This is a genomic window from Vibrio agarilyticus, from assembly GCF_012641465.1.
Lineage (GTDB): Bacteria > Pseudomonadota > Gammaproteobacteria > Enterobacterales > Vibrionaceae > Vibrio > Vibrio agarilyticus.
Window position 1 is genome coordinate 60,413 of record NZ_JABAIK010000017.1, and the last position, 26,365, is coordinate 86,777.

Consider the following 26,365-nt stretch of genomic DNA (forward strand, 5'->3'; position numbering starts at 1 on the left):
ATACAATTTTAAGTGAAGCAGCTTTCTAAATGCGAAAGCTGCTTTTTTTGTGCAAAAAAAGTAAAGATATACACCGTTAAATGTGGTTGGCCAATTTGGTTGCATTGGTAAGACAAAGTGTTACTTTGGTCACTGTTTGCATTTGGGATACAAGGTATTCTTTGCTAAGAACAATCAAAATCTTTTCGCAAAACATGTCTGTAGTACAGATTATGGAGATATTATGAAAATCGATTCAAATAGAGTGGCAATGGGTAAAGTATGCTTGATGTACTTCTTTTATAATTTTTTTTGGTCATTAAGTTCAGGCTCCCTATTTGCTGTTTGGTTGAACGATAGAGTGGGTATTGACGGCTCACAGATTGGTGTTTTATTTGGTTTGCAAACGGGTATTGCTGTCCTTTTTAAGCCTGCGATGGGTTATATGATGGATAAGTTAGGTTTACGAAAGCACCTACTCTACTTTATTTCAATCCTTTCTATTCTAATTGGCCCATTTTATATTTATGTTTACGGCCCTCTTTTAAGTCAGGAGTCTACATTTGCAGCAGGGATTATTGTTGGTGCAGTTTACCTTGGTATGTTATTTCAAGCAGGTAGCGGTGTTATCGCATCATATTCTGATCGCTTCGCACGTTGTCATAGCAACGATTTTGGTCTTGTGAATGGATTCGGTATTGCTGCATGGGGTGTATCTGCCATTCTTGCTGGATTTCTTTATAATATAGACCCTGATCTTATCTTTGTTGCGTGCAGTGTTTCAGCCGTAATTATGTTAATATTTGCACTGTCGTTAAAAGTGAAGCATCTAGATGATGTAGATAATGATGTACTATCGGCAGAAAAAATTCAGCGAGAGGATGTCCTTAAACTGTTAAGAAATCCCAAAATGTGGGCATTTATGACCTACGCTGGGACGATATCGGTTGTATTTTGGACATCAATGACTCAGTTTACACGCTACTTTATCAGCTTCTTCCCTAGCCAAGATGAAGGCATCACGTTTAGTTCTAATATGGATGGTTTGACTGCTGTTTTTCTATTTATTTTTAGTGCTTGCGTTCCTTTCATTATCAAAAAAATAGGTGCTAAAGGCAGTTTGATCTTAACGGCTTTCGGCATAACAGCTTGCTTGCTGACCATTGGATATGCAGGGCTAGGTGAGAAAAGTCTTGTTCTAGCAGTAATAGCTAAAATCCTATTTGGTATTGTAAACCCACTTTTGATCGTTTCGACTTTTGCGTATATAGCAGAGCAGTTTGACAAAAAAGTGAACTCATTTACTTATATGTTTGGCTTCCAAGTTGTTAATAATATAATGACCGCAATAGCATCACCAATCATGGGGAACATGTATGATACACATGGATTTCCGATGAGCTATATATACTTTGGGCTATTCTCATTATGCGCAACGATTCTCGCCTTCTTTACTCTAAGTTCAAAATTAAATGTGGAAATGAAAGAAGAAATTTTGCATCAAGAAACTACAACTGCATAATGGAGATATGCTGAGATGAAACATTTGTATATTGTTAGAGGACCATTTGGTACAGGTAAGACCGAGTTTGCAAAATCATTGTCAGAAAATGTAATCTCCTGTTGGGACTATTATGCACAATACGGAGAGAACAAATGGAATGAGAAATTAAAGCCACATGCAGATGAATATTGCAGAAATAGTGTATTGAATTTGATGAAAAAGAATGAGTGTAAAATATTCGTTACTAATTCTTTTTCTAAGAACAGTGACTTATCATATTATTATGAACTGGCTGAAGTTCATGGATACAAGGTGTTCTCTTTGGTTATGGATTGTCGTGATACAGAGTCTTATAAGCGTGATGCTCCTCAAGACGTTATTTTAAAACAAATCATTAATATTAAAAACAACGTCCCATTCCATCAAGGATTTTGATGGTTAAGTGAGGTTGGCTAAATTTCCTCTCTTAAGGCCAACCTCCCATATCTTTATCAAATAGCTCAAATTCTATTTAATAATTAAAATTTGTTGATGTATCTTCCGCATCACGTCTACACTATACCTCGAATCACTAATATCAATTTCAGAGCTGCCCACATTCATGTTTCCAGGGCAGATGCATACTTTGTTTGTTAATTAAACAGTATGTTAGCTAGCTTAAGATCTGATTTATTTCCTGTTTCAACATCCCGAAATAAGTAAGCACAAAGACGCAAATTCCGATCAAACTGCCTGCGTGTTGAGCGATTTAGTTAGTATGGTTTAACTCTATTCTCACTTCCAATGGCATCTGTTAACCAGTGTATCTAATAAAATAGTGATTTTTATCTCATTGGCCTTAATTGGTATGATGAATATCTCAAATTGGATGGTTAATTGTTGTCTTTCGGTGCCCCGGCGTGAAATGATCTCGGTGTTTTTTCAACGTGGAATATAAAGCAATGAATCAATACATAAAACGAAGTGCGATTTGCTTAGCTATAGCTGGAGTGCTAGTGGCTTGTAATAGTGACACCAATTCATCATCAGAAGAATTACCAATACCAACTGTAGGAATCACTCCTGGTGATGTTTCTGATGTAACGCCTTTAAAAATAGAAAAAGGTAAAACTGTACTGCTCGATTATGAGCCAAGTTCTGATGTCGAGACTTTGCTTCTTACGGTAGAAACCGAAGAACCTTTTGAAGTTTTATCTATTTACCGAGTTGATGAAGATAGCGTCGTGACGATGAGTGGCGATAATGCTGAACCTCAAAAGAAAATATTGGTGGACAATTTAGATATTCCTGAAAAAGGTATTAACATATTGCAACTTTTGGTTAACTTTTCTGATACTGAGAATATTAAGTTAGAAGTCGCAGCTCGCAATGGAGCTATAAAGATTACCAAGATGGAGTTTGGTGCACCGGAAAATGCAGTGACTTTTCCTCTGTTTAGAGATATATCTGAGCAGGTAGGCTTACCAGAAGAAATCACTTATAAATATGGTGGTCCGTCTGTTGGCGATGTGGATGGTGACGGTGACTACGATTTTGTACTCAATAATCATAACTACGTTTCGCCACAAATGATTATAAATAATGGATTATCTGCTAATATTGTAGAAACTAAACTTTATGGTGATCAAGCGCGTGACTATCATGGAACTGCTCTTGGAGACTACGATAATGATGGCGACCTTGATGTTATCGTTGCTTTTGGTGGCGCTAATGGTACCAACCCAAGTTCTTATGAACTATTAAGAAACGACGGTAATAATGTTTACACTATTATCTCTCCGACTGATTCGGGGATCAAGGAACCATCGAGAGGACGTGCGCCAAGATTTATTGACTTTAATCAGGATGGATTTTTAGATTTGGTGATGATCAACGCCAAAACAGATCTTCCAGACTATAAATATCCTCAGCAACATTTCTATAAAAATCTAGGCCCCGAACATGATTATAGATTCGAATGGGTCTCAATGCCAGGTATCGATAGTGCTTCTTCTGAGCGAGTGCTAGTGTTTGACTACGATAATGACAACATTGATGACATGCTGTTTATTTCGCCACCAAGTTTATGGCGAGGAACGGGTTCTGGCTTCGAAGATAAATCTGATATGTTGCCTGATGAGGTTCGTGCATATTGGGATATTCAGGCAGCGACAAATATTGATGTTGATAACAATGGGCGCCAAGATATATATTTAGCTCGTGGCTTACCGGAATATCAGTTATCTAAAAAGTCTGCGGACTTTGATGCTAATGCTAAAACTCTAGATATACGTGATGATGGTGAGACGGGCAAAACAGCGATTGAGTTTAGTTCAGAGGGTGATATCCATATGAGTGAACTAAATTTAACTTATCGCCAATATAATGATGGTTATCCAATTTACTTAGGCGCTGATGCCAAAGTGACTTGGATGTATGCTACAGGCTTTCAAATAAGCCAAGAGCACCCAGACATGAAACTTGCACCTAAAGAGTATACTTTTACCAAGGCTGAAGCTGCTGGTTTCCCTGAAGTACGTGATCAAAATGGTATCTATCTTGGTTATGTTGATGGTAAATGGCAGATGGAGTGGGTGAGAACTCAAAATGTGTACTGGAATATCAGTTTTTCACTCGAAGAGGTTGAAGATCTGGTTTATAAAGGCTGGGAACCACAAAATCGAAATCGCCAAGATTATTTGCTCATGTTTGATGAAGTTGAAGGTAAATTTGTTGATAGAGCAGAACAATGGCAGATCCCACTGGGTGGTAATCATTGGGGCGTTACCCGAGGTGATTTTAACAATGACGGGAATGAAGACCTCTTTATCCATCGTTTTGGCCAGCTGAAAGAGCGTATTGCGGATCTTTTGCTTATCAATGATGGTAAACGTTTTCATATAACTACAACCCACGGAGCACATAGCGATACTGATTCTGGTCATGGTGATATGGGACAAGCGTTTGATTTTGATGGCGATGGTAAAGTGGATTTGTTGAACGGCAGTAATGAAGAAGGGAAATGGTATTTATATCGTAATATTACTGAAAACGTCGATAATCATATTAAAGTAGATGTTGGCTATAGTCCGAAAAATAATATTGATCCCCTAGGTGCTATGATTGAGCTTAACACTAATGATGGTAAAACACTTTATCAAACGATTGGCTCAGCTGGTGAAGTATTCTCTCAAAGCGTTATGAATCTTGTACATATCGGTTTAGGTCAAGCGCAAGAGGCTAAGTCGATTAAAGTGATCTGGCGTAATGGTGAAACTCTTACTTTAAATGAGCCGACACAAGGGCATTATAAGACTGAAAGTAGTGACGACTTTATTGCTCCAAACCCAAGTGCCATTGAATTGGGACTAGTGGGTAAAACGTTAAAAGTCGGTGAGACCTATCAGTTAAATCCAGTGCTTCAACCACTCAATGCAATTAATTCATTGACATATACTTCGTCTAATTCTGACGCAGTAAGTGTTGATGATAGCGGTTTGATTACTGCATTACTTGATACAGAAACAGCAGTAGTGACTGTCAGTTCCATTGAAAACAGCTCTGTAACAGATAGTATTGAAATTAATGTTAGTAATGTTGCTAATTATGTGACTCAGCTTGATATTGTGCAGCCAGCTAGTACCACAGTATATACTGGCGATGAACACGCTCTTCAACTTATCACTAAGTTGACTTTACAAAATTCAGATGCATCAGCAAATGATAGTACTGTTACATGGACTTCATCTGATCCAACAGTTGCTACTGTTATTGAGGGCAAAGTAATTGGTTTGAAACGGGGCAATGTAACCATCACTGCTACTGCAAATGGTAGTGAGGTGGATGGTGCAGTTAAAGATACATTAGACCTGAGTATTGAGACCTTCGCAGCGATAAGTATAGATTTGGATAACTATTGGAAATACCACACTAGAGCAAATCCAATTGATAAGAATATGGAGGTTACTTTTAGTTATCACGCAGGCTCTGGTACAAAAGTGAAAGAAGGTATTAGAATCTATCTTCGCAAGCTGGTAAAGGATAGTTGGGGTTTAGATAAAGATTATTCTGGTAGTAATGGGGTTCAATATGCCCTTGTGCCAAATACTGCCGGAACAGAGTCTGGAACGGTGACATATTCTTTACCTCTTCCGACTTATGCACAAGATGGGTTGGTTCCGACAGAGGAATTACCTGAAGATCGTTTTTATTATCTATTTTTAGAGATTATGACTGAAGCGGGTGCTACGAAAAACGTTGGCACGCAGCCTGTATGTATCACGCCTATTGGCGTGACTGCAGAATGTGAAAAATAGTAAGTTTTTAATATAAAAGATAAAAAAGCCTTTAATATAGATTAAAGGCTTTTTTGTATCCAATGGCATGAATTGGGCATTTTTTTAATTAGTCTTTCTGTAAGCGCGTCATAAAGCCCGCTTTCTAATCACCTAACACGAATAATAAGATCACGTCTCCAAACATGAGGAACGCCAACTACATGCCAAACCGATACTGGACGAGTTGTACGAATGGATGACGACTCAACAAGTGATCGAATCGAGCCCGTTAGGCAAAGCGATAAAATGCACGTCGGTCGATGGCCGAAGCTCATCCGCTATATCGGCGATGGTCATTTATCGATGGACAATAATCGAGCTGAACGTGCAATTAAACCACTGATTATTGGCCGAAAAAAATTGTCTGTTCTCAACCAATTACAAAGGCGCGGATGCAAGCGCAATGCTTTACAGCATCGTCGAGACCGAAAAAGCCAATGGACGCATTCTCTATGATTACATGGTCAAGTGCATGAAAGAGCTTGCGAAAGCAGAGCCTGACATCGATGCGCTCCTGCCATGGAACTTTAAACATTAATAATGTCGCCCCGTGGGTTCATGGGGCGAGTACGTTTTTCTACTCTCTTCTGCGCAGTTATGTTAGTTCTATTTCTAAAGGTCATGACCTGATTGACTGCTTTGGATATGAGCATAAAAAAAGCTCTGAGAAATCTCAGAGCCCACCTAAAGTTGTTTGAATTTACAAGGGGATAACAATACTGGAGATATATTGCTCAAATTCAGACATAAGGGTGTAAAGTAGGTTCGAGAATCAATGTTAACCAATGGTGTTAATTTTGTCAACCTGTGCATGGTCAACTAAAGGTTGCTGTTCAACCCCTTTGCTCCCTAATGTTATGATATTTATTGGTTTATGTTCCAATGGGCTGCATTTTTAATAACTTTACGTGCTGGAAATATGTTGTTTGGAAAACCAAATTGACACCTTTGGCTTGCCAATTTTTGTGTGTAGTGTATTATTTCAATATGTACTTTATTATTGGAATATACGATGTTTTTTGGAAATATTGATAAATTGGATTCTCTGCCTTTGTTAGAGTTACGTTATCGTAAATTGATTGAGGAAGCGTGGAAAATTGCGCAGAATGAGACACTAGGCAAATTCTCACTGAGTGAAAAAGATGCTTTTGTTATAATCGCTATGAGTGAGTGTGAGCCTAGAGAGCAGCGAAAAGCGGAAGTCCATCAGAGATATATTGATGTTCAAATACTAAAATCGGGTTGTGAAGAAATTGGATTTACAAATGTATTACCACCTCAAATTGATATAAAGAATCCATTTGAAAATGATATTGTTTTTTTTGATCGTGTTAATAATGAAAAATTTATTAAACTAGATTCAAAAGATTTTGTTATTTTTTATCCTGGGCAAATTCACCGGCCTCTATGTGCAATAAAGGGGCAGTCAACTAAAGTTGAAAAAATCATAGTTAAAATTCCCATGTACTAGGAATTTTTATATTTTTAGTTGATATATGTTATTTATATAGTCGCCTCTATTGATCGTGCAATGTTGTTCGCTCTTTCAAAATAGTTTATGCGCTGAGTGATTACTTGTAATTTCAGGTTGTTTCGATATTGGAGGCACTGATAGATAGTTAGATTCATTTATCAAAATCTCTTGACTTAATTACGATACTCTAGTCTAAACTGTTGAGGCGTTTTCCCTGTAATTAGTTTAAATTGTCTATGAAAAAATGATAGGTTCTGATAACCAACCAAATCTGCTACTTGATCGACTTGTTTATTTGTGGCTACAAGTAGGCTACATGCTTGACTGATTCGATATTCATTCAAAAACTTAGTAAATGATTTTCCAAATGTACGAGAGAAATATTTGGAAAATGACACAGGTGCCATGTTAGCTACACTGGCGATGTCTTCTGCGGTAATCACTCGGGTGTAATGACGGTTTACGTAATTCAGAATATCTTTAATTCTTTTGGAATTAGGTAAATTTTCTTTTAAATTACCACCGAAACCGATAGGCGTCCTATCTAACAAGCTAATCTCATATAACAGTTCCGTAAAAAGCCACATTCGCTTAAACGAGCTCAAGCGTTTTAATTGCTTGATTTTATTTGTCAATTCTTCATGTTCATTGGGGAGTATGAATTTAAATCCTGCATGACATGACTCAAGCATTGATTTTATCGTGATGAATTCTGGTTTATTTAGCCAATCTCTTCCTAGGTAATTGTTATTCCACTGTACGAATATTGACTTTACGTGTTCGGCGTCTGATGCATTACTTTTCCAGCAATGAGGAATGTTAGGTGCAATTAATACGAGTTCCTTGGGCGTAAAATATCTTACTTCATTTCCTGTATAGGCTATGCCATTGCCTTCAATAATAAAAGTCAATTCCCATTGAGGGTGATAATGCCAGGGGAAAGAAAAGGATATTTTGTCATATGTACCAAAAAATAATGACTGCTCATTGTTGTTTGCTATGTGCTCTAGGATAGGCTTCATTACTTACGTTAAAATTTGTAAATTAATAATTGCTTTTATTATACAGCTAAAATAGTACATGTTGCATCAAAAAAAGTATTCACGCGTTATCAGTGTCTTTCGTTACCATCTAGTTTAAATAAGAAATCTATTTTGAGGATAAAGATGCAGTTTGACGTTTTAGTTTCTGGTCTTAACGTTGTCGATTTGCTAGTAATAGTACCAAATTCCGTTTCAAAAGGTCGAAAGCATGAAATCGATAACATAATTATTCAAGGCGGTGCACCAGCAGGTAATGGAGCTTGCGGCATGTCCGCACTCGGCTTAAAAACCAGCTTTTTAGGCTTTATTGGTGATAATGTCCAAAGTGCTATTGCAAGGGCTGAGTTCAGTCGTTTCAATGTTGACACTAGTTTATTAATTAAAGACCCTAAAATAGTACCTGCTACAGCTCTTGTTGAAGTTGATTCCAGTTCAGGTGAACGTACAGTATTCTACTCTACTAAAGGATATCGGCCGCTTGGTCCTAATGATATAAAGCCAGAATGGCTTGACAGGACAAAACTTCTTTATGTAGACGGGTATGACCTTGAAGGGAATATCGAGCTTTTACGCATAGCACAGCAAAAAGGTGTTCCATCAATTTTAGATGTGGAAGCTGGCGACCCAAGTAAGCTTTTAAAAATGATACAGTTAGGTAATCATGTCATTCTTCCTCTCGAAGCTGCTCAAACACTTACCACACGTAAAAACCCAATTGATTGTTTAAAAAAGTTAGCGACTGAAACTCACGCTCAATTGATTATTACTGATGGCGCGAACGGGAGTTGGGCATTGGCTGGCGATGAAATTATTACTCAGCCGTGTTACGAAGTCGCCGTTGTTGACACCACAGGGTGTGGTGATGCTTACCATGCGGCCTACGCTTACGCGCTTCTTAAAAATTATTCTCTACCAAAACGCATGGAATTTGCCTCTGCCTTTGCCGCAATTGTTGCAACGCATTTTGGTGGTCGTTCTTATTTTCCAAATGAAGAAGAAGTAAAAATATTTATCCAAAATCACCAGTAATAGGCAAAAATATATGACTCCAAATTTTTTTGAAAAAACAGGCATTGTTGAACAAGTAATGAAAAAATTAGTCACACCGAAAACAGTAAGAAAGAATATACCGATTGGATTTATAGGTATAGGTTTCGAACTGCATTTCGATTGGCAAAAAGCGAAAAACTCTTACAGTAAAGCTATATCAGATGTGATGAGTGTAATCACTAACTATAATTCAATACTTGCTGCGCCAGAACCAATTCAAACGAAAGAAGAGATGCTAACGCTCTTAGAAAGTTACTATGCGAAAGGTATGCGTGCACTTATCGTTTATCAAGCATCTTACATTCAAGGGGATATGGCTCTATTGCTAGGCCGCTGGCTTACCGACCATGATGTTCCCTTGCTTAGCTGGTCTCATACAGAAGTAACTGGTGGTAGTTTAATGTCGAACCGCTTATGTGGTCAAAACTTTCTGCTCAACAATCTGTCATCTATGGAAGTTAAGTATTCATGGATTTTTGAGGAGCCAGGAGCATGTGGGCTAACGGATTCACTTGGACGATTTGTTCGAGCTGTCTCTGCGAAAGCACGCTTAAAGCACGCAAAAATTTTAATGGTTGGTGGTATGCGTGTGCCTGGTTTTTACGATTGTGAGCTAAACGAAATGTCTATTGCTAAACATTTTGGCCTGATAGTTGATCGTATTGATATACACAGTATTTGGCTTCATGGTGAAAAGACTTTTTCTGATGATATAGTAGCGTCTATTGTAGATAAATTACTAAGCTCTTCACTAGTTGCAAATAATTTGGTTAAGTCAGAAGAGCTGTTCCTATCGGTTCGCTTAGCACTCTCTATTGCTGATTATACAAATAGAGAGGGCTATGTTGGGGTTGCCTTGAAAAATTGGCCAGAGTTATTTGATAATTATGGCATAGCTGGTGATGGTGCTGGAGCCCTCGTTCAAGATCTTGGAATCCCGGTGGCTGATGAGTCTGATATGGGCGCTCTTCTGACAATGGTAATTGTTAATGAATTATCTTTGAGTCAAGGTCTACCTACTTTAATGGATTTCTCCTATGTTAATCATGCAGAAAATAAAGTAGGTATGTGGCACTGTGGTGGCTCATCGACCAAATTAGTGCGTGAAGGAACACAAATAGAAATACGTAATCATAGTATTCTAGATAACTACGATCCTGAAACTTCTTACGGCATGCTCTTTGAATTTCTTCAAGAAAAAGGCCCCGTCACGATTGCAAAATATCAATATCCTCATGCATCGACGATGTTTGCATTTGAGGGGGACATTGTTGATTCTCCGATGCGCTATAGAGGCTGTTATGGTGAAGTTGCTCCTAAACATTTGTGCTCTAAATCGATAACTAGTTCCATCCTGAATTATGGCATGGATCATCACTGGATTGTGTCTCGAGGACACTTATTAGAGGACTTAGAAGAATTTAATTATTGGGTTGGAATTGAAGAGCTTAAAGCAACACCAGCTAAAATAACGGGCCGTGGCATTGCAAAAAAATTAGAATACTAGAATGGGATAAGATTATGACAACTAACCTAACGGAATTACTTAATCAATATCGTAAAGATAGTCGGTGTTTAGCTGGCTTTAATATAAATGATATTTACGATCTTCACGCAGTTACCCTTGCAGCGAATGAACTCGATTTACCATTTATGGCGATGACTTATCCTCCTGTTGCAGCGCTTAACACGACATATCTTTGCCGTAAGATGATTGACGGCTTTCAAAATATAGCAAAAAACAAAATTTATTTGCACTTAGATCATAGTACTTCTGTCGATCTTTGTAAGCGAGCGATTGATGATGGCTATGATTCGGTGATGATTGATGGTTCTCATTTCGACCTAGCAACTAATATTGCTATGACACGTGAAGTCGTAAACTATGCTCGTAGCGCCGGTGTTACAGTGGAGGCTGAAATTGGAAAAATTATGGGCCGTGGGGTCGAAGCTAAATTCGAGAGAGATTTTTTAGCATCTGTTTCCGATGTTGTTGCTATCTGTGAAGAAGCTAATCCAGACATCGTTGCAGTTGGTATAGGCACTGCTCATGGTTTTACTTCAACGCAGCCGAAAATTCATTTCGACCGTTTGAGAGAAATTGCCGCCTCCATCTCACATCCATTGGTGCTTCATGGAGGTACAGGTATTCCTGATGAGGATATCCAAAAAGCAATTACTTTGGGGATTTCTAAAATCAATATCGGTACTATTGTACATAGTACTTATATGAATTGCGTACATTCTGAAATAAGTAAAGATATTGATTCTGCATATCCACCAGTCATTATGAAAAATGTAATTTCTAAGGTGCAAGGGGTTGTAAAAGATCGTCTGTTAGCAATAAACCCACATTTAGCCAGCTGAATTTTTAAATTGGCGCTTTTAGCGCCGATTTAATTTAAGGCTAGTTGAATTTGTATCAAATTAATAGTGATGTTCACCTCATTTTCAATATCTTGGCAGTAATAATTGAACCATATAAGCTCATGATAATGTAAATAATAGAGAGGGGAAGGTTAACTTCATGATGTAGCGCAGAAATTTTATTAATATCGACGATTCCGATAAAGCCCAAACATAAACCTGTAATTACTAACCAAAGTATGTGCAAGGTCATTATTGACTTAGAGAATTGTCCAATCATGATTAAGTGACCTTTTAAAATCGTTTTATTCAATTTTTTTGCGAAAGAAAGTACTGAAACAATTCCAAGTAATGAGGTCGCTAGGTGAACCAAGAAGCCATCGGGGTACTGACTCCATGACATTCCCAACTCATGAGCAATACCAGAAAAAACTAATAAGCCTAGAATAAATGCACTAAGTAATCCAACGCTAAATTTTATTATTTTTCCGATTTTATCTCGCAGACAGTAACCAATAGAGAAATACATTATTCCGACACATACTTGGCAAATAACATTGACCCACCACGTTTTATTCGTGTGGTAATATGGGGATATAACTTCAATTCCAGTTATACCAAGAGTAACACCGAAGATAAGCATATTAATTTTTGATGTTTCTGGTTTTATATTAGTGAGTATTATTTTGAAGATTACTGATGTGGAGAAGTAGGCAATAATGAACCATCCAACCATAAAAAGTGAATTGTTGTGGTTGTTGTGTTTCCAAGGGAAGATAAAGAAATCAATTCCTGTTCCTAAGTTAAAAATAATGCTTGTCTTCCATGTTTGCGTAATGAAATATGTAATGATTGCAATAATTACATACCATTGTATATAATAAATAAATAATTCGATGGAAAGTTTTCTTATTCCATAATAAATTTTTTTAAAAGGAGTAACTGTCAAGCCTCCAATAAAAAAGAAAAGGGGCATGTGAAATAAGTAAGGAGACCAGATCCAGTTTGGATGCCACATATAATGCCCAATCACGACGAGAATTATCCCTAGCCCTCTGGCAATATAAATGATATCAGAAAAAACTTTAACTAACAAAACTAAATAATCCTTTTAATTTTCCAGGGTAATCTATGTTAATTACCTTGATAGAAAAAACGAAATCGATTTCAATGTTAAACAATAAATGAAATTTTGAAATTATATTGACTTATGATTTTATTTAGTGCCAATGTTTCGCTTTAACTTATCAATAATATCAAAGCATGCCATATAAATTTAACATACTGTCAGCTCTAAAACTGTGATTTATGTTGGTAAACCAAATTTGTTTTTTTGTTAGACCTATTTAAATATTTATGCATAGATTGGTAACGACTCTTGACGGCTTAGTCCCGCGGTAGGGCACATTGTATTTGCTTCGCACATACGCACTTGTCTCAATTTATTACTTATAATCGTTACCTTGATGTTGAAGAGCAGTCGGCTTGCTTCCGCTAAACTCATCATGCAGCTGATCTATGCTTGTAGTCTTTCTTGGTTTGCAGTTTACCTATGTATTTAACTTGTTGGAGATGTTAGTCGTATGTAGCCGGGGGAGACTCGTGAGCAGTTTGGTTATTGGAAAGCGTCATGATCTTGATTCTAATAAAATTAATCATTCTTAATATTTTCGGGTAACTCGCTTTTGCCTGTTTTTTTGTTTTTATCATTGAATTCAAGGTGTGTTTTTCTTGTCAATCTATATGGGTCAGCGTTGTTTGTATGGTTTTGTTGTTGCGTAATTCGTTTTCGAAACCGAGCAGCCCTGCTTGGATTGATCGTCAGTCAATACGACAAGTTTTAGGCATACCAAGCCCTGTTATCTTATTCAATGCTTTGATCATCACATAGGTTTCACCAGCTTGTACGTTGCAATTTCTTAGACTTAACCCTTTACCAAGCAACTGTTTTACACGATACATCGCTGTCTCGGATAGTGAACGATTGTGGTAGCCATACCGTTCTTTCCAATGTTTGTTTGAACCGTATAACTTTTAACAACCCACGGCTAAGCCATCTTGGATGACCTTGCTCCCAGAATGCTGCGCCTTCTCTTGGAGGAATGAGCGCTACAGCTCGTTTAATGCCGATTGCTGCGTGACACCCCTTTGTGTCATAAGCTCCATCATTCAATATGTTAAGGATCTTTCGCCGCGTTTGCGTAATCAAATTTGGCAGCACCTCCGCATCAGTGACCGAAGATAAGCTCAATTCTGCGGCAATAATTTCGCGTGTACTCGTATCGATTGCGATATGTAATTTCCAGCACATTCTGCGTTTACCATCCGTGCCATGTTTTTTTATTTTCCACTCACCCTCACCATAAACTTTAAGACCATTAGGATCGATAGCAAGGTGCTGAATCGGTCCTTTGGTTTTTGTTTTGAAACTCACATCAACGTCTTTGACTCGATGGCTGATGCAACTGTAGTGCGGGCAGCGCAATGGAAGCTGAGCAAGCTGAAAAACGAAATCCATAAAGCCTTACGAAGCACGCAGTGGCATTGAAAAGAATCAGAGCCGTTGTGATGGCTAACTCCCTGAAAACATGAGGTCTCCCACGCTTGTTTGGCTTTCCTTGTTTCCAATTACTCATCGCTTCTTCGTCAATCAAAAAAGTCAGAGAACCACGATTGATGAGAGCTATTTTGAAAAACGCCGCCGGCATGATGCTACAGAGTGAATGAATGTAGCCGATCAGATCGTAAGCTATTGGTTTAGTTCCATCGATTTGCGCAACAAAGTCCAGTAATACGCTACTCATTTGGTGTTCGTTTTTCTGCCGAGTCATACTGCTGCTAACAACTAGGAATGCATCTTCAGGGAGGAATCAATCCGCGATTGCATTGCCGCTAACAACCATGTGGCATCGCGGGCTTCTGGCCTCTTTTTCATCATGTGCAGAGCCTTAATCACACCGAGCGCCACCGAATCAACAAACTCAGGTTGATTGGAATGGTAATGAGACCAGACCTCGGTGCGGGTTTTAATAAGCTCAACGACTTCTTGGTAGAAATGATCAATTTCATCATGCGACAAGGTTTGGAATTGGGGATTCTGCATGATATCGCAACACAGACTGACACAGTGCACTGCTAAAGGGGAATAGTTCATGAATTATCCTCCGTGTTCATGCTTTGGCCTAACAGCTTCTCAAAGGCGCTGCCGTCTTGGCGGGTTAAGTTGGGTACATATCGGCTGTAAACATCAAACAACATCTTAGTCGTGGTGTGTCCCATTTGATGAGCAATCCACTCTGGCGCTTCGCCAGCAGCCAGCCATAAAGTTGCAGCGGTATGACGAGTTTCGTAAGGGCGGCGGTAGGGCATGCCTAGACGTTCAAGGGTCGGTTTCCAAATCCGGTCGCGAATATTCCCTTTATCAAGCGGCTTACCTGCGGCATTACAAAACACAAACTCCTTATCACCAGAGACTTGCCATTGTGATTCCAGCGCTTTCAATACCACAGACGAGATCAAAATATCACGGGTAGAGCGGGTGGTTTTAGTGGTTTCTTGGCGCCCCTGAACATGGGTTTCCCGAATGGAGATCAGCCTGCGTTTCAAGTCGACGTATTTCCATTTCAAACCGTCAATTTCGGAGGTTCGCATACCTGTAAAGAAACGGGTAGTGAAGTAGTTTTTATAGTCAGATCGCACTGCTGACAAAAAGCGATTCACTTCATCTAAATCAAACGGATTCACATTCCTTCGTTCAACACGCAGCGGTTTGATGTTCTCAAAGGTGGAGCGAAATTCATAACGATCAGCCGCTTCCGCTAAAATCATGCGTAGAGGGGTCATTACGTGGTTAATAAACTCTGCAGAGAGCACCTTGCCATCGTCGCGAGGCTTAACCAGTGATGCGCGGTATTTGAGAATATCAGGCCTTGAGATCCGACCCACCTCATACTCGCCAAAATGTGGCACCAGATAGGACCAAAGATAGACTTTCATGCTGTCTTGGTAACTTTGCTTCCAACGCACCGAGTTTTCGTCAAACCATTCCTGCGCAAAATCTTCGAATAAAATTGTCTCGATGCCTTGAAGCTCTTGCAGCGCTGTTTTGTAGTTACCCAGTAACGCTTGTTTATTTTTTTGAGCTTCGCGGTCTTGTTTTGCGAAAGAAGCGGCTTTGTTGGATTGGGGGAAATACTCGGAGTAAACAAAGCAACCCAATCGCATGTCCGCCTCAAGTTGTTTCAGCAGCTTTTGTATTTTGCGTTGATTAACTTGCGTATCCGGCAGAGCGGTTTGTTCGCGACATCGCACACCCTGATAACGGAAATCGATGTAAAGCTTACCATTACGAGAATTGACGCTACCCATGACAAACCCTCCCTCGAGCCATAGGAATATAGTGAAGGTTTCGTGTCGCAGATTGATATAATTCTGCTTCAACTTCTTCCCAAATGTAGAGAATTTTTCTACCATTGAACGGTCGAACGTAGTGCTTACCTTCGATGAAAACAGAGTCTCGCAGAGTCGAATTGATATAGTTGGCGCTAAATTTGATGCGCTCTGCGAGTTCTCTTGCTGTTAATAGTGACTGGTGCATTTGACCTCCTTTCGTCTTCACAAGACAAATAATAGGGGTCAATATCCGTCTTATCAAGACATTTTTAGTTCTAATTTGGAATATCAAATTGATTGTCTATAGAGTAAAGGAATTAATGGAGCGGAAGCCTCTTCATAACGGAAGGAAAGTGACTTTGAGTTATTTAGCCGAACAGGTTGGGATCCAAAGTTCAGCTATGTCTAAAATAGCCAACAATAAGGGCTATAACACTAGTATGACGACAGTGGAGGCGTTGTGTCGTTTCTTTGAATGTAAAATTGAAGACGTAGTTGAGTATGTACCAGATAAGTAAATTTCTGTTTGTTTAATCGTTGCGAGCGATGCTGGATAATTCAAAACGCTTACTGTGCATTTTTTTGGTTGTTTTATATCAGTTACTTCCATCCAACGTGAGTCTAAATATAACGGGTCAATTTAGGCGACAAGCGAGATTGAGCCCTTTGTTTGAATAGTGCCACCCTGGGTTTAACGATGCATGACTAGGGTGGAGGTTTAATCTGACCCTGCGCATCAACCACAGGCAACCATGAGGCCCTAGGAAGATAACCTTAATATGTGTCTGTCGTAAACAACCGGCTTAGCAGCGAAAGTGACTGATGTTCCTGTTCGACTTGGTTTGGTTGCTTGAACAGCCAAAGGCCGGTAATGCGACCTATTGACAGGGAGAAGGTCCAAATGTGTTATACCACTTCTTTTTTAGATGGTTCCAAGAGCGTATTATTTCAGCGTTTCAACAGTTTAACTGAGGATAGTTTTGGTGTCGCTTGCGTCCACTGCGGGTCAGTTTGAGTGTGCTAGCTTGCAGCTTTTAAATAGATCACCAACAACCTCAAAAAACTCACAAATGACTTTCGCCTTCTCGGACGACTCTTAGCATCGTTTGGTTTGAGTGCGTCTGAGACAAAACGAGTTTGTTTAACCTCAATTGAGACATAACCAGGCGCTTTGTATTTGAGATATTTACCATCATCACTGAGCGTTGTGTGTGCTTTGATGGCAAAATGTGCCTTAAGCATTTTATGGGTATGTGGCAGCAAAATAGAAAAGTGCTGCTCGCTCATCCCAAGATGTTGAACCAATGCCGTTTTCCAAAAATCGATGTGTTTCAAGTATGGTGTGAGTTGCGCCGTTGAGGTGATGGTTTCTGCTGTCATATACCATTTTACTTCAATGATCTGATTGGGCATATCTAACATGGTCAGCATTTTTAAAAGCGTTAGCGCGACATCCTTATCGTGAGTACGAATTTTTGCGTCCTTGGCCCCTACGAAGGTTTCAATAGATTTTTGCAATAGTGGCAGTTTGAGCGTTTGTTTAACCGCATTTTCATGATGGTGAAAAGCCCGTATCCATTGCTCCAATTCTTTGATGTTTGACGTATCTAGTGCATGGTAGTTAACCATAGCTTTGGCCGGGTGTTTCGAAAATCGCTGCGTGTATTCCCGTGTGTCTTGTTCAAAAATAAGGATATTGTGTACGTTAGGCAGCGACAAAGATAAGTCATTGGCGATGATCTCTGGTGTTTGACCTTCAGCTGCGCGGCGGATCACGCGCCAAACGTCGATGATCGTGAGCGATTCGCTAACCGGTTGTGCCTGTGATGGTTCAAGTTGGCTCACATCAAAAGGTTCTGTGACCGCATCAAAGCGTACTTCCGGCGGTTGTAGCTCGGCATATTCGGTTTGCTGAGTCGGTTTTAAAATAGGGTTGCCACACGCATCAAGCGGCGTGCGTTGACCCCAAACTTTTCGCACCGCAAACGGCTCTGGAAGATGGGTAGCAAAGAAACTGCGATGAAATACATCCGCCAAATGAAAGTAAGACGAAATCGTAGTACTTGGCGAAGCATGTCCAAGTAATTCACTGACGACCCAAAACTGCTTTCGAGTATTTTTAGCGATCCCTAAACGTGCACGTAGCGCTTGTGCTTGCTCGGCACTGAAGTAGTCATGGCAAAGAAAAGGCCACTTGCCAGTTTGATTGACTTGATATAACAGGCACAGTGTCCAGTTACAAAATGAGTGACGGCAGTGGTGAAAACGCAGTGTTTCATCACCTGTAACACCCCGCATCACTGAGGTCACCAGTACAAATGCTTCATTGATTTGAATGTCGCTGAACGCATGGAAAATGGGCGTGGCGCGATCCATGTGCTTGAGTTTTGTCGTCTCTAAAAATGCCATCATCTCGTTAAAGTTGGGCGCTGGGAGCAAGGTCTCGATAGGTAAATTTCGCGAGCCGTCGGTCGACTTCAAGAGTCGATACTTATTGGGCCGGACGTGCAACGTATGGTGAAGCTCTTGGTTATGATGAAAATCTTTAAATTGTAATCCTCGTATCTCATTGCGCCGCAGACCGAGATAGAAGCCAAACGTAAACAGCAGCCGTGCCAGCTCGGCCCTTGGGTGTTTGGAGCGTTGGAGGCATTTCAGTACACGTTCGGCTTCAATGTGGGTAATGATGTTGGCGTCTGCATTGTGCTCAGCGGCGGGTAAATCGATGTCAGACAAACACAGTTCCGGCACCAGTTCACTATCAATCAGAAACTCTGCAAAATAGGCGACAAACGCTTTGGCTTGCGGCGACGAGATCGACTCTATCACCAAGTTTAATTTCTCAGCCCAGTCGAGTTCATTCATTTGCTCAGGATCGCACCCAGCGAATTCAGTAATAAAAGGCACACTGACTCCGTTAATGTATTTGGCCACCGTTTTTAACCTCAGGTGAGATTTAAATTTGCCGCCATTTTTCAAAAGATGGTATAGCCACGCGAGTAGCAACCAGCAAAAAGGACGTGAACGAATGCGAGATTTGTCCTCAAGCTTGTTTTGCAGCTCTTTTAACACCTCTGTTGAGACACGGCTTATTTTTTGCGGGGGAGCACTGGTCAGCTTTTGGGTGAAACGGCGAATGATTTGAATTTGTTTGGATGGCGCGATCTCCTCGATATCGGCAGGCACTCGCTGACGCAATGCCGCTTGATTTGGTGTGAAGCCTGAGCGCCAATGACGCTGCTGCCGCACCGTTGCCACCAATTTGGTTTTAGGTGGTCGGTGGTTTTGGATTGGCGTGTTACTCATCAGGCGCGTCATCGCATTATCCGATAATGCAGTCGAGGTGATTGCACCAATAAACATCTTGTATTCGACGCTACTTCGCACCATCACGTACTCTAATTTAAACATTTGTCTTAACAACAGCAACCCGAGTGGATGACGATAACTCAAAAGGTTATGTTGCGCTAAGTAACGATGAATGGTTGAGGTTAAAGAGCGGATGCGAGGTCGCTGGTGTTGAAACCAGACGCTGAGCAGCAAGGTGGCTTTTTTAGACAGCCATTGGCGGTGGTGTTTGTTTTGGTAACACCAATCGCTATTCAAACGATACAAGGATGATTGGTTAGCTAGCAGGGCATGGAGGTCTTTTTCTCGAGTGATCCCCTCTTTTAACATCAACCACAAACAGAGATAAGCTACATTATTTTCTGGTTCGTCAAGATAGGCCCCCAGAGTCTGGTTGGACTCAATTAACTGATAGATCGCATCAGCCAATTCGGACTGAAAAAAAACGTCTGGGGTTAGAGTGGGCAACGGCTGCTTGAGCATCACGGTTGTGCCGATTTCTGGCGCTCGGATCCCGGTTTGTTTTTCGATAAAAAACAGCAGAAGATTCAATACTAGGCGAAAAATAGGCCCATGTTTTTCATCATTGATCAGCTTACTTTGTATTACACGCAAGGACTTTGCGGTGATCTGATTGTCTTGGTAGCGAGCATGGCTTGTCACGTACGCATACACTTTGTCGATCACTTTTAGCCGCTCGCTTTCACTGTCATTAGGGAGCGAGATGAGTGGCTGTTGTCCACTAGGCGACGAATGCAGCGGCGCCAGTCCTTGCTCAAGCTCCTTGAGGGTCAGGGTTTCGAACTGAGCCTTGAGCCCATCCATTGGCAAACGTTGCAGTTGGTTCATACGCGTTTTCTCGTCAGTAATGAAGGGCGTGCTTGCCAACCTATCTCTGACAGCATGGTATCGAGAGTAGGTAACAAGGCTTCTATAGCTTCTTGCATGCAAAGTGATGAAAACTCTTCCAAAGGATTTTCCCCGGTGACCCAATGACCCATCTGAAATTTGATCAATTCTTGATGAACATCGTGTTGCTGCAAATAGTGTCTGAGATAGTGACGACCGAAGTTAAGTGGCAGGGAAGGTAAATGAGATGACATGTTAGTGATGCTGCTTGGGTATGCATTGGTGGAACGATAGGGCTCATCAGGCTTTTTTTTAAAGAAGAGAAACAACCCATCATTTCTTTGTGAGTTTTTGGCCGATATGTGCCAATCAAGACGCGCGTTTTTCGACGTCATCGTCACAAAGCGCAGATGAGAGCGGTGCCAGCAAAACTGGTTTGATTCAAACGGAAAGTTGTGTGCCAGCAAACGCGCGAGAGCATCCAGGTGCGTTTGATACATTCCGAGTTGGGATTTCAACACGCTTGGGCAAGGGATCACTCGCATGTGGGCAAAGGTCACGGAGTTGTCTTTGTCTGAAATGCAAATCGCGTTGTGTCGCATCAACGCAAAACTGAATGTGGGTAATGGATTAGAAACGGCACGATAACCCGTAGCCGAGAGCAACATATACACCGTGTAGAGAGTATATGCGTTGTGATAAGCCAGTACATTATCAAGCGATTGGCTAGCCTCAAATGCAGACCACCAGTCGAGTTCGCTTTCTAGTTCATTGACTAAACTTTGTAGCACCTCAAGTGTGGGGGTAAATTCCGACCCAAAGCCTATTTGCGTTGTGGAACTATCATTATTAGAACTCACTTTGACACGAGGCGCCTCGGCAGGAAGCCCAAAAGTATGATGCCAAAGAAGCGCGACTTTTTTGGCGAACTCCTCGGTGTGATACCAGGCATAATGGCGTGGCGAACGATTGTAATAACTTTGGCTGCCGCTAAGTGGCTCTAATAATACCGGGTCGAACTGTTCACGCGAGACAACGTCATTTTTTAAGTGGTTTTCTATGCGTTTGAGGCTAATTTGGCAAGCGTGCTTTTTATTGATGGTTGCCAACAACTGATCAATGGCCTTGCGCACTTTTTCAACACCGCCAATATGACTTTTTAATGAACCTACCGGAAAATTACATCCATGCAATTGCTGGTGAAGCGCTGTCGGTAAGAGCATGGCAATCCTTCCGTCGGTTTTGAGTAAGTGGGGATTCTCTTTGTGCTTGGTACGCTGAGCGGTTGGCGCGACAGACGAGAGATACATGGCGTGTGTCGATGTAATAAGGAATCCGTCATCAACCTCGGTTTCAGAATATGCCACCTGAAGTTGCAAAGTGCTTTCTAATTCACGGGTAAACATGAGACAAATCGTGATTACCAAGCGAATAAAACGTTTATTAATATTATTGAGAATTCCAGGGCGTGTGGAATAGAGCTCTTGCCATAAATAAGTCAACTCATGCGCTTGCAATACAGTACGCGCGAGGAGCGATATATTATGCGCTTGCCGAACAGAGCGCTGAACGTTGTGGGCTTTTGCTTTTTCTTTATGCTTATCGCGCAACACAGAGTAGTCGGGTAATTCATGAGACGGTTTTTTCTTTGTTGAAGGATCAATATTAATGACACAAAGTGGCGGAAAATCCTCAGCAATCGAGACACCATTTTCCAAATGGGTTTCATGAAAAACCCCCGGTTTAGTTTTCAATGAAAACGTCGTTAATAATGAGCTGCCAATAATACGCTCTGGTTTATCGCGACGATAAGCACTGCGAATAGTTTGGGCATTTTTTCGTTGCCGAGTAGCTTTTACTTTCCAACTGAGATGATAAAAATGGATCAATTCACGAACGTGAGGGAGCATTTGTCGATGATTCTCTTGTTCCTCAAGTCCAAGAAGGTGGGTTTTGTATGCGGCTAAATTTTGCCCAATATCATTTGGGTTGGTATGAGATAGACAACTTCGGTCAAATTTCTCATCGGTATAAAGTAAGCGTATTGCGGAAAATATTTGGTAGTCACGGTTGTAATTTTTGATTTTTGCTTCGTTGGAAAAGTAATGATCAAGAAAAACCAGCAGCACATTGGCTAAATAACGGTCAACTATCGCATTGAGTTGATGGAGTAACGCATAAATGGGGCGTTCACTTTTTGTCCCTTTCGCTAATGTTGCCGTCATGTATTCAGGGTATTCGGTTGTATCAATATGGGAGAAAGGTACAAAGAGTGCACTGACATGTTCAATCGGAATATTAAAGGTTTGAGCAAAGTCATGAGGCTTAAAGTTTGCGCAGCTTTCCAACGCATGAATCACAAATTTGAGCGCGCGTAAATCTTCTGGACACTCAATATCGATGGCAATTTGTTGCCAAATTTTCACCACCTCTAGAGGCGCATGATCTAATATATCGGCAATGTTTTTTTCTAAAATTTCACTCATAAAGATACTAGAAGTCTTTTTTTGAAATGGATAAATATGCAGCTGTTTTTGCCGATGTATTAAGATGTGGGTATAACAATAACCACTCTTGAGATTGAAAAATGCTGCGCGCACCTTGGTCTTTTTTAAACCACGCGCGAAGTAAGAAACTCAGCTTCTTGGTGTCGTTGACGAAACACTTATCCATTAGATTGTTGGTTAAATCGAACTGAATGATTTGACGCCGGATTGCTTCACTTGGTTTTTTTTTGAACACAAACATCGGCATTTGAGTGTCCGGATCTAATTGTTGTTCGGCGATTGCTTGCGTCCACTTTTCCACTGTAAAGGCGCCGGCTAAATACCGATAATGACGCCGAAATGGGTAGCAAATGACAGGCGATTGCATCGCAAGGAAATTGAATAAATATTGATTATTTGGCGTCGCTTGTGCCTGATTTCGGAGTATGGAAGAAGGATGAGCTTTTGCGAACAAAGTGTCGAGAATGTCATCGGCGATCAGCCGATCCAAACTTATCGGCTGCCAGTGGGCTTGCGCCAAAATCTCTTGATGAAATCGTCTAAGTTCGTCCATGTTCGTTGCTCCGTCAATTCTGTTCAACTAAAATAACAATCGGATTAAGTCCTCTATAGAAACTTTAGAATGGTGGCCGATAAGTGACCGTTTTTAGGCGATTGTTTATCAAAACCTAATGAAATGTGGTCAAAAAATCAACGCAAACGTTGTCATTACTTGCTTGTGTGTTATTTTGCTCACAAAATGAACGCGAAATATATGTCTTGACATGGTAGGGGTCGGCAGTTCGATTACAAAGATAATATGGTTTACTTTTTAATTATCGCACCATTTGTCGTATATAACTCCTTTCCACAGTTTATAAGTCACATACCGGTACCATTTAAAGTATCGGAAAGCACATCATTAGACTTTGAGGAGCTTAGGTTGCTTTTTGTTTTTTCTACATTTATCTGTACAGCATTATTGCCTTATCCCATCGCAAAACTTGAGAAGTGCTTCTCCCAGTTAGCAGTTTCTGTTGTTATGAAATTTACCAAAGATGTTGTCATGCTCAGTGTTAAACCAAATGAACCACATGAAGTTGGGTTAAGGAAAGTGGCAAAGGAATCATTGACATTATCTCTAGGGCTGTTGTCTGCTGTTTTAGGGCTTATCACATACTTTGTGAATTAGTTCTAACAAATAAGAATAGCTGTCGCGCAGCCGACAGCTTTATTCAGAGTTGAACAAGCCCGAGCCTCTTCTTTATATGTAAATTGTGTCTGATGGGTTTATCGTTTAGATAAGATGTGACTTTTCTTGAAGCGAACGGTGTCATGATGTGAGGCCTGATAGCTTCACACCTGTAGCTGTGGCAGTCTGTTAGGCTCTATTCATAGGCGACTCCTCAGTCATGGCCGTCTTCATTATCCTTATTCTTTTTGCCTTTCGGCTAACTCGGTCGGCTGACTCCAACACAAGCCATTTCATGATGGCAACAAGGGCAACTACGTAACACTTTTTGCTGTGCTGTCCTAGATACAGGGCGGTAAAGTTCGCTCGCAGATAAAAATAGTAACTGGATTTGTAGGCAGAGTTGATGGGCGTTTCCGCGAAGAAAACCATAGTCTCTGACTCGCTGAAGACCTTTTGGTAAAACATGTTGAAGTATCAACCATAGGAACTGTGTTATCGGAAGTGTTCGGGATCTTCGTTGTTTCGTTTTGCCATCTACATATTCGAAAGCGACTTCATTCTCTGTGACAGATTTGATGTCTTTGTCTGGCAAGACTCCACGGTAGAGATAGCGCGATAGATATTGCAGAGCAGGTAACCCATACCCAACACACCGACAGTCTACGACCCATTTTGAGGGAACATCTCGGGGTAAAACCGCAGGTATTGTTTGATTGATGGATTCTAGCATTCGGGCACGCCAGACTTTGGCGAGGGCGAACTCATTAAACAGGTAATTCTTTTTCCCTTTAAACCACTGATGCCTCTTTGCATCATATTGCCCTCCCGCAACGATAACGTGCAAGTGAGGATGCAGCTCTCGCTTTCGGCTGTGTGTATGAAGGACGATAGTAAATCCCAGCTCTCCTTGGGTTTGTCTGTGAGCAAAGTCTTTTAACGTTGATGAAGCCACGCGGAACATGGTTTGATAAAGTGCTCGGGGAGCAGAGCGAGCTAAGCTTCTCAGTTCATAAGGTAATGTGAAGGTTACCATGTGTAATGAACAGGAAGCAGCTTACTTTTCTGCCTTTCAAGCCAGTCTGATGTTGTACGATGCTGACATTGCGGGCAGTGACGATTTCCACACGAAAGAGTGAGACGGTCGTCATGGTGGCAGTGGAAGCAATACCACTGTGAGAGTCCTTGTTTCTCTGTTTTACACCGTAACATGGCGGAGATGGCTCGCTTGATATCGCTGTTAAAGTGATGACCATAGTCTTGTTCAAGCTCGTGACGATGTTGGCGCAACAAGTCGATAAAAGTGCTCATACGGTCAACTCCCAGTCGAGATGCAGGCGGTCAGCCAGTTGATTGAGAGCTTGATTAGCATCATGTAACTTGAGTTGTGTGAGTTGAGTATAACGAGCCGTGGTATTTAAACTCGCATGGCCAAGAAGGATTTGCAGCGAACGCAGGTCAAGCCCTTGCTCTAGGAGATGGGTTGCAAAGCAATGTCGGAGTGAGTGAGGGGTAATTCGCTTATGAATACCACATTCCTGTACAACCTGTTTAAGTGCTTTTTGTGCTCCTTGATCATTAAACGCGACATCACAACACTTGCCTTTGCTTGGGAATAACAGTTTGGGATGTCGGTGTGTACACCAGTATCGGCGTAAGGCGTGAAGCGCTCTGTGAGGGAGTGGCACCAGTCGATCTTTACCGCCTTTTCCATAACGAACATGGACTTGCATATTGTGACTGTCGATATCAGAGATGGTGAGATTGAGAGCCTCATTAATCCGCAGTCCCATCGTGTATAACGTTAAGAATAACACTCGGTAACGGGGTTCTCGGGTGGTGTTAATAATCTGAGCGACTTGCTCAGGAGAAATGATATTCGGGAGACGTTTTACTTTCGGAGGTTTGATGATTCCGATCCATTCCCACTGCTTGTTGAGCGTATGTTTGTAGAAGAATTGAAGCCCACAGCGGTCAAGTTTAATTGTGCTCCAGGAAACCTGACCAATCAGTTGGCTGAAATATCGTCGCAGATCTTCAATGGTCAAAGTATCAGGGCACCGATCAAAGTACTCGGTGATACGTCGCACAGCAAGAGAGTATGCAGAGATGGTTTTGGCTCGCTTACCTTGAAGCTTGAGTTGGGTAAGATGTTGTTGATATAAGGCGTCAAAGCGCTCTTTTTCAGACGGGGTCATAGAGTTCTCTCCAGTAGCACACCACCGACATGATGGTGTTACTAAAGAGTATGACTGTTGGTGCTTATTCGTTTCTGCCGCGGAGCGGCTTCGTTCAACAAGAGACTATGGCGTCAATAGTTAATTTTTGACGCTATCTTTATTCCACATTGCGCCGTCTCTTAGCA

17 protein-coding genes and 3 pseudogenes are annotated in these 26,365 nt (G+C 40.9%); 10 read left to right on the forward strand and 10 right to left on the reverse strand.

Annotation, left to right across the window (positions count from 1 at the left end; genetic code table 11):
• The first annotated feature begins 223 nt into the window (after nt 1-223).
• From HGP28_RS15155 to HGP28_RS15175, 5 genes and pseudogenes are all read left to right on the forward strand, one after another.
• Nucleotides 224-1,501, forward strand: a complete 1,278-nt coding sequence (locus HGP28_RS15155; RefSeq protein ID WP_168837317.1) for an oligosaccharide MFS transporter — start codon at nt 224-226, stop codon at nt 1,499-1,501.
• Between the two features lie 15 nt (nt 1,502-1,516).
• Nucleotides 1,517-1,918, forward strand: coding sequence for a hypothetical protein (locus HGP28_RS15160; RefSeq protein ID WP_168837318.1), 402 nt, complete (start codon nt 1,517-1,519; stop codon nt 1,916-1,918).
• A 491-nt stretch (nt 1,919-2,409) separates the two neighbouring features.
• On the forward strand, nt 2,410-5,778 hold the full coding sequence (locus HGP28_RS15165) for an FG-GAP-like repeat-containing protein (protein ID WP_168837319.1): 3,369 nt from the start codon (nt 2,410-2,412) through the stop codon (nt 5,776-5,778).
• 169 nt (nt 5,779-5,947) lie between these two features.
• A pseudogene (locus tag HGP28_RS15170) lies at nt 5,948-6,337 on the forward strand (IS66 family transposase); the annotation flags it as partial.
• Nucleotides 6,338-6,811: 474 nt separating this feature from the next.
• Nucleotides 6,812-7,270: a NanQ anomerase/TabA/YiaL family protein gene (locus HGP28_RS15175; RefSeq protein ID WP_168837320.1), complete on the forward strand. Its 459-nt coding sequence runs from the start codon at nt 6,812-6,814 to the stop codon at nt 7,268-7,270.
• A 176-nt stretch (nt 7,271-7,446) separates the two neighbouring features.
• On the opposite strand, the gene HGP28_RS15180 is transcribed toward HGP28_RS15175, so the two are convergent.
• Nucleotides 7,447-8,295 (reverse strand): AraC family transcriptional regulator, encoded by an 849-nt coding sequence (locus HGP28_RS15180; protein WP_168837321.1) that lies wholly within the window; start codon nt 8,293-8,295, stop codon nt 7,447-7,449.
• Nucleotides 8,296-8,439: 144 nt separating this feature from the next.
• Here HGP28_RS15180 and HGP28_RS15185 point away from each other — a divergent pair, with 144 nt between their 5' ends.
• The 3 genes from HGP28_RS15185 to HGP28_RS15195 are packed head-to-tail and all read left to right on the forward strand — an operon-like array spanning nt 8,440 to nt 11,733.
• On the forward strand, nt 8,440-9,345 hold the full coding sequence (locus HGP28_RS15185) for a carbohydrate kinase family protein (protein WP_168837322.1): 906 nt from the start codon (nt 8,440-8,442) through the stop codon (nt 9,343-9,345).
• Nucleotides 9,346-9,358: 13 nt separating this feature from the next.
• The gene (locus HGP28_RS15190; protein WP_168837323.1) at nt 9,359-10,873 is read left to right on the forward strand and encodes an L-fucose/L-arabinose isomerase family protein; all 1,515 of its coding nucleotides are present in this window, start codon (nt 9,359-9,361) and stop codon (nt 10,871-10,873) included.
• 14 nt (nt 10,874-10,887) lie between these two features.
• Nucleotides 10,888-11,733, forward strand: coding sequence for a class II fructose-bisphosphate aldolase (locus HGP28_RS15195; protein ID WP_168837324.1), 846 nt, complete (start codon nt 10,888-10,890; stop codon nt 11,731-11,733).
• Between the two features lie 73 nt (nt 11,734-11,806).
• Here HGP28_RS15195 and HGP28_RS15200 read toward each other — a convergent pair whose 3' ends face one another.
• The 4 genes and pseudogenes from HGP28_RS15200 to HGP28_RS15215 all read right to left on the reverse strand — a co-directional run bounded on the left by HGP28_RS15200 (nt 11,807) and on the right by HGP28_RS15215 (nt 16,101).
• On the reverse strand, nt 11,807-12,829 hold the full coding sequence (locus tag HGP28_RS15200) for an acyltransferase family protein (protein ID WP_168837325.1): 1,023 nt from the start codon (nt 12,827-12,829) through the stop codon (nt 11,807-11,809).
• Between the two features lie 725 nt (nt 12,830-13,554).
• Nucleotides 13,555-14,441, reverse strand: a pseudogene (locus tag HGP28_RS15205) (IS5 family transposase).
• Between the two features lie 137 nt (nt 14,442-14,578).
• Entirely contained in the window at nt 14,579-14,887 is a 309-nt protein-coding gene (locus tag HGP28_RS15210; protein WP_168837326.1) for a hypothetical protein, read from the reverse strand.
• Nucleotides 14,884-16,101 (reverse strand): Arm DNA-binding domain-containing protein, encoded by a 1,218-nt coding sequence (locus HGP28_RS15215; protein ID WP_168837327.1) that lies wholly within the window; start codon nt 16,099-16,101, stop codon nt 14,884-14,886. The genes HGP28_RS15210 and HGP28_RS15215 overlap by 4 nt, the downstream gene beginning before the upstream one ends.
• 344 nt (nt 16,102-16,445) lie before the next feature.
• On the opposite strand from HGP28_RS15215, the gene HGP28_RS19375 reads away from it, so the two are divergent.
• Nucleotides 16,446-16,643 carry a helix-turn-helix domain-containing protein gene (locus tag HGP28_RS19375; RefSeq protein WP_281355585.1) on the forward strand — a complete coding sequence of 66 codons (198 nt, stop codon included), beginning with the start codon at nt 16,446-16,448 and terminating at the stop codon, nt 16,641-16,643.
• Between the two features lie 502 nt (nt 16,644-17,145).
• Here HGP28_RS19375 and HGP28_RS15230 read toward each other — a convergent pair.
• The 3 genes from HGP28_RS15230 to HGP28_RS15240 are packed head-to-tail and all read right to left on the reverse strand — an operon-like array spanning nt 17,146 to nt 23,382.
• Nucleotides 17,146-20,322 (reverse strand): site-specific integrase, encoded by a 3,177-nt coding sequence (locus HGP28_RS15230; protein ID WP_168837330.1) that lies wholly within the window; start codon nt 20,320-20,322, stop codon nt 17,146-17,148.
• Nucleotides 20,319-22,808 carry a hypothetical protein gene (locus HGP28_RS15235; protein ID WP_168837331.1) on the reverse strand — a complete coding sequence of 830 codons (2,490 nt, stop codon included), beginning with the start codon at nt 22,806-22,808 and terminating at the stop codon, nt 20,319-20,321. Before HGP28_RS15235 ends, HGP28_RS15230 begins: the two co-directional genes overlap by 4 nt.
• 7 nt (nt 22,809-22,815) lie before the next feature.
• The gene (locus HGP28_RS15240) at nt 22,816-23,382 is read right to left on the reverse strand and encodes a hypothetical protein (RefSeq protein WP_168837332.1); all 567 of its coding nucleotides are present in this window, start codon (nt 23,380-23,382) and stop codon (nt 22,816-22,818) included.
• Nucleotides 23,383-23,628: 246 nt separating this feature from the next.
• Here HGP28_RS15240 and HGP28_RS15245 point away from each other — a divergent pair, with 246 nt between their 5' ends.
• Nucleotides 23,629-24,000 (forward strand): hypothetical protein, encoded by a 372-nt coding sequence (locus HGP28_RS15245; protein ID WP_211092020.1) that lies wholly within the window; start codon nt 23,629-23,631, stop codon nt 23,998-24,000.
• A 259-nt stretch (nt 24,001-24,259) separates the two neighbouring features.
• Here the strand turns inward: HGP28_RS15245 and HGP28_RS15250 are convergent.
• Both HGP28_RS15250 and HGP28_RS15255 read right to left on the reverse strand, forming a co-directional pair.
• Nucleotides 24,260-25,311: pseudogene (locus HGP28_RS15250) on the reverse strand (IS91 family transposase).
• Nucleotides 25,308-26,198 (reverse strand): tyrosine-type recombinase/integrase, encoded by an 891-nt coding sequence (locus HGP28_RS15255; RefSeq protein ID WP_168837334.1) that lies wholly within the window; start codon nt 26,196-26,198, stop codon nt 25,308-25,310. Before HGP28_RS15255 ends, HGP28_RS15250 begins: the two are co-directional and overlap by 4 nt.
• Between the last annotated feature and the right edge of the window lie 167 nt (nt 26,199-26,365).

Excerpts from the sequence above, each read along its gene's own strand:
- HGP28_RS15155 (WP_168837317.1), top strand. The coding sequence starts at position 224 with ATGAAAATCGATTCAAATAGAGTGGCAATGGGTAAAGTATGCTTGATG.
- HGP28_RS15160 (WP_168837318.1), top strand. The coding sequence starts at position 1,517 with ATGAAACATTTGTATATTGTTAGAGGACCATTTGGTACAGGTAAGACC.
- HGP28_RS15175 (WP_168837320.1), top strand. The coding sequence starts at position 6,812 with ATGTTTTTTGGAAATATTGATAAATTGGATTCTCTGCCTTTGTTAGAG.
- HGP28_RS15180 (WP_168837321.1), bottom strand. The coding sequence starts at position 8,295 with ATGAAGCCTATCCTAGAGCACATAGCAAACAACAATGAGCAGTCATTA.
- HGP28_RS15185 (WP_168837322.1), top strand. The coding sequence starts at position 8,440 with ATGCAGTTTGACGTTTTAGTTTCTGGTCTTAACGTTGTCGATTTGCTA.
- HGP28_RS15190 (WP_168837323.1), top strand. The coding sequence starts at position 9,359 with ATGACTCCAAATTTTTTTGAAAAAACAGGCATTGTTGAACAAGTAATG.
- HGP28_RS15195 (WP_168837324.1), top strand. The coding sequence starts at position 10,888 with ATGACAACTAACCTAACGGAATTACTTAATCAATATCGTAAAGATAGT.
- HGP28_RS15210 (WP_168837326.1), bottom strand. The coding sequence starts at position 14,887 with ATGAACTATTCCCCTTTAGCAGTGCACTGTGTCAGTCTGTGTTGCGAT.
- HGP28_RS15215 (WP_168837327.1), bottom strand. The coding sequence starts at position 16,101 with ATGGGTAGCGTCAATTCTCGTAATGGTAAGCTTTACATCGATTTCCGT.
- HGP28_RS19375 (WP_281355585.1), top strand. The coding sequence starts at position 16,446 with ATGGAGCGGAAGCCTCTTCATAACGGAAGGAAAGTGACTTTGAGTTAT.
- HGP28_RS15230 (WP_168837330.1), bottom strand. The coding sequence starts at position 20,322 with ATGAACCAACTGCAACGTTTGCCAATGGATGGGCTCAAGGCTCAGTTC.
- HGP28_RS15235 (WP_168837331.1), bottom strand. The coding sequence starts at position 22,808 with ATGAGTGAAATTTTAGAAAAAAACATTGCCGATATATTAGATCATGCG.
- HGP28_RS15240 (WP_168837332.1), bottom strand. The coding sequence starts at position 23,382 with ATGGACGAACTTAGACGATTTCATCAAGAGATTTTGGCGCAAGCCCAC.
- HGP28_RS15245 (WP_211092020.1), top strand. The coding sequence starts at position 23,629 with ATGGTTTACTTTTTAATTATCGCACCATTTGTCGTATATAACTCCTTT.
- HGP28_RS15255 (WP_168837334.1), bottom strand. The coding sequence starts at position 26,198 with ATGACCCCGTCTGAAAAAGAGCGCTTTGACGCCTTATATCAACAACAT.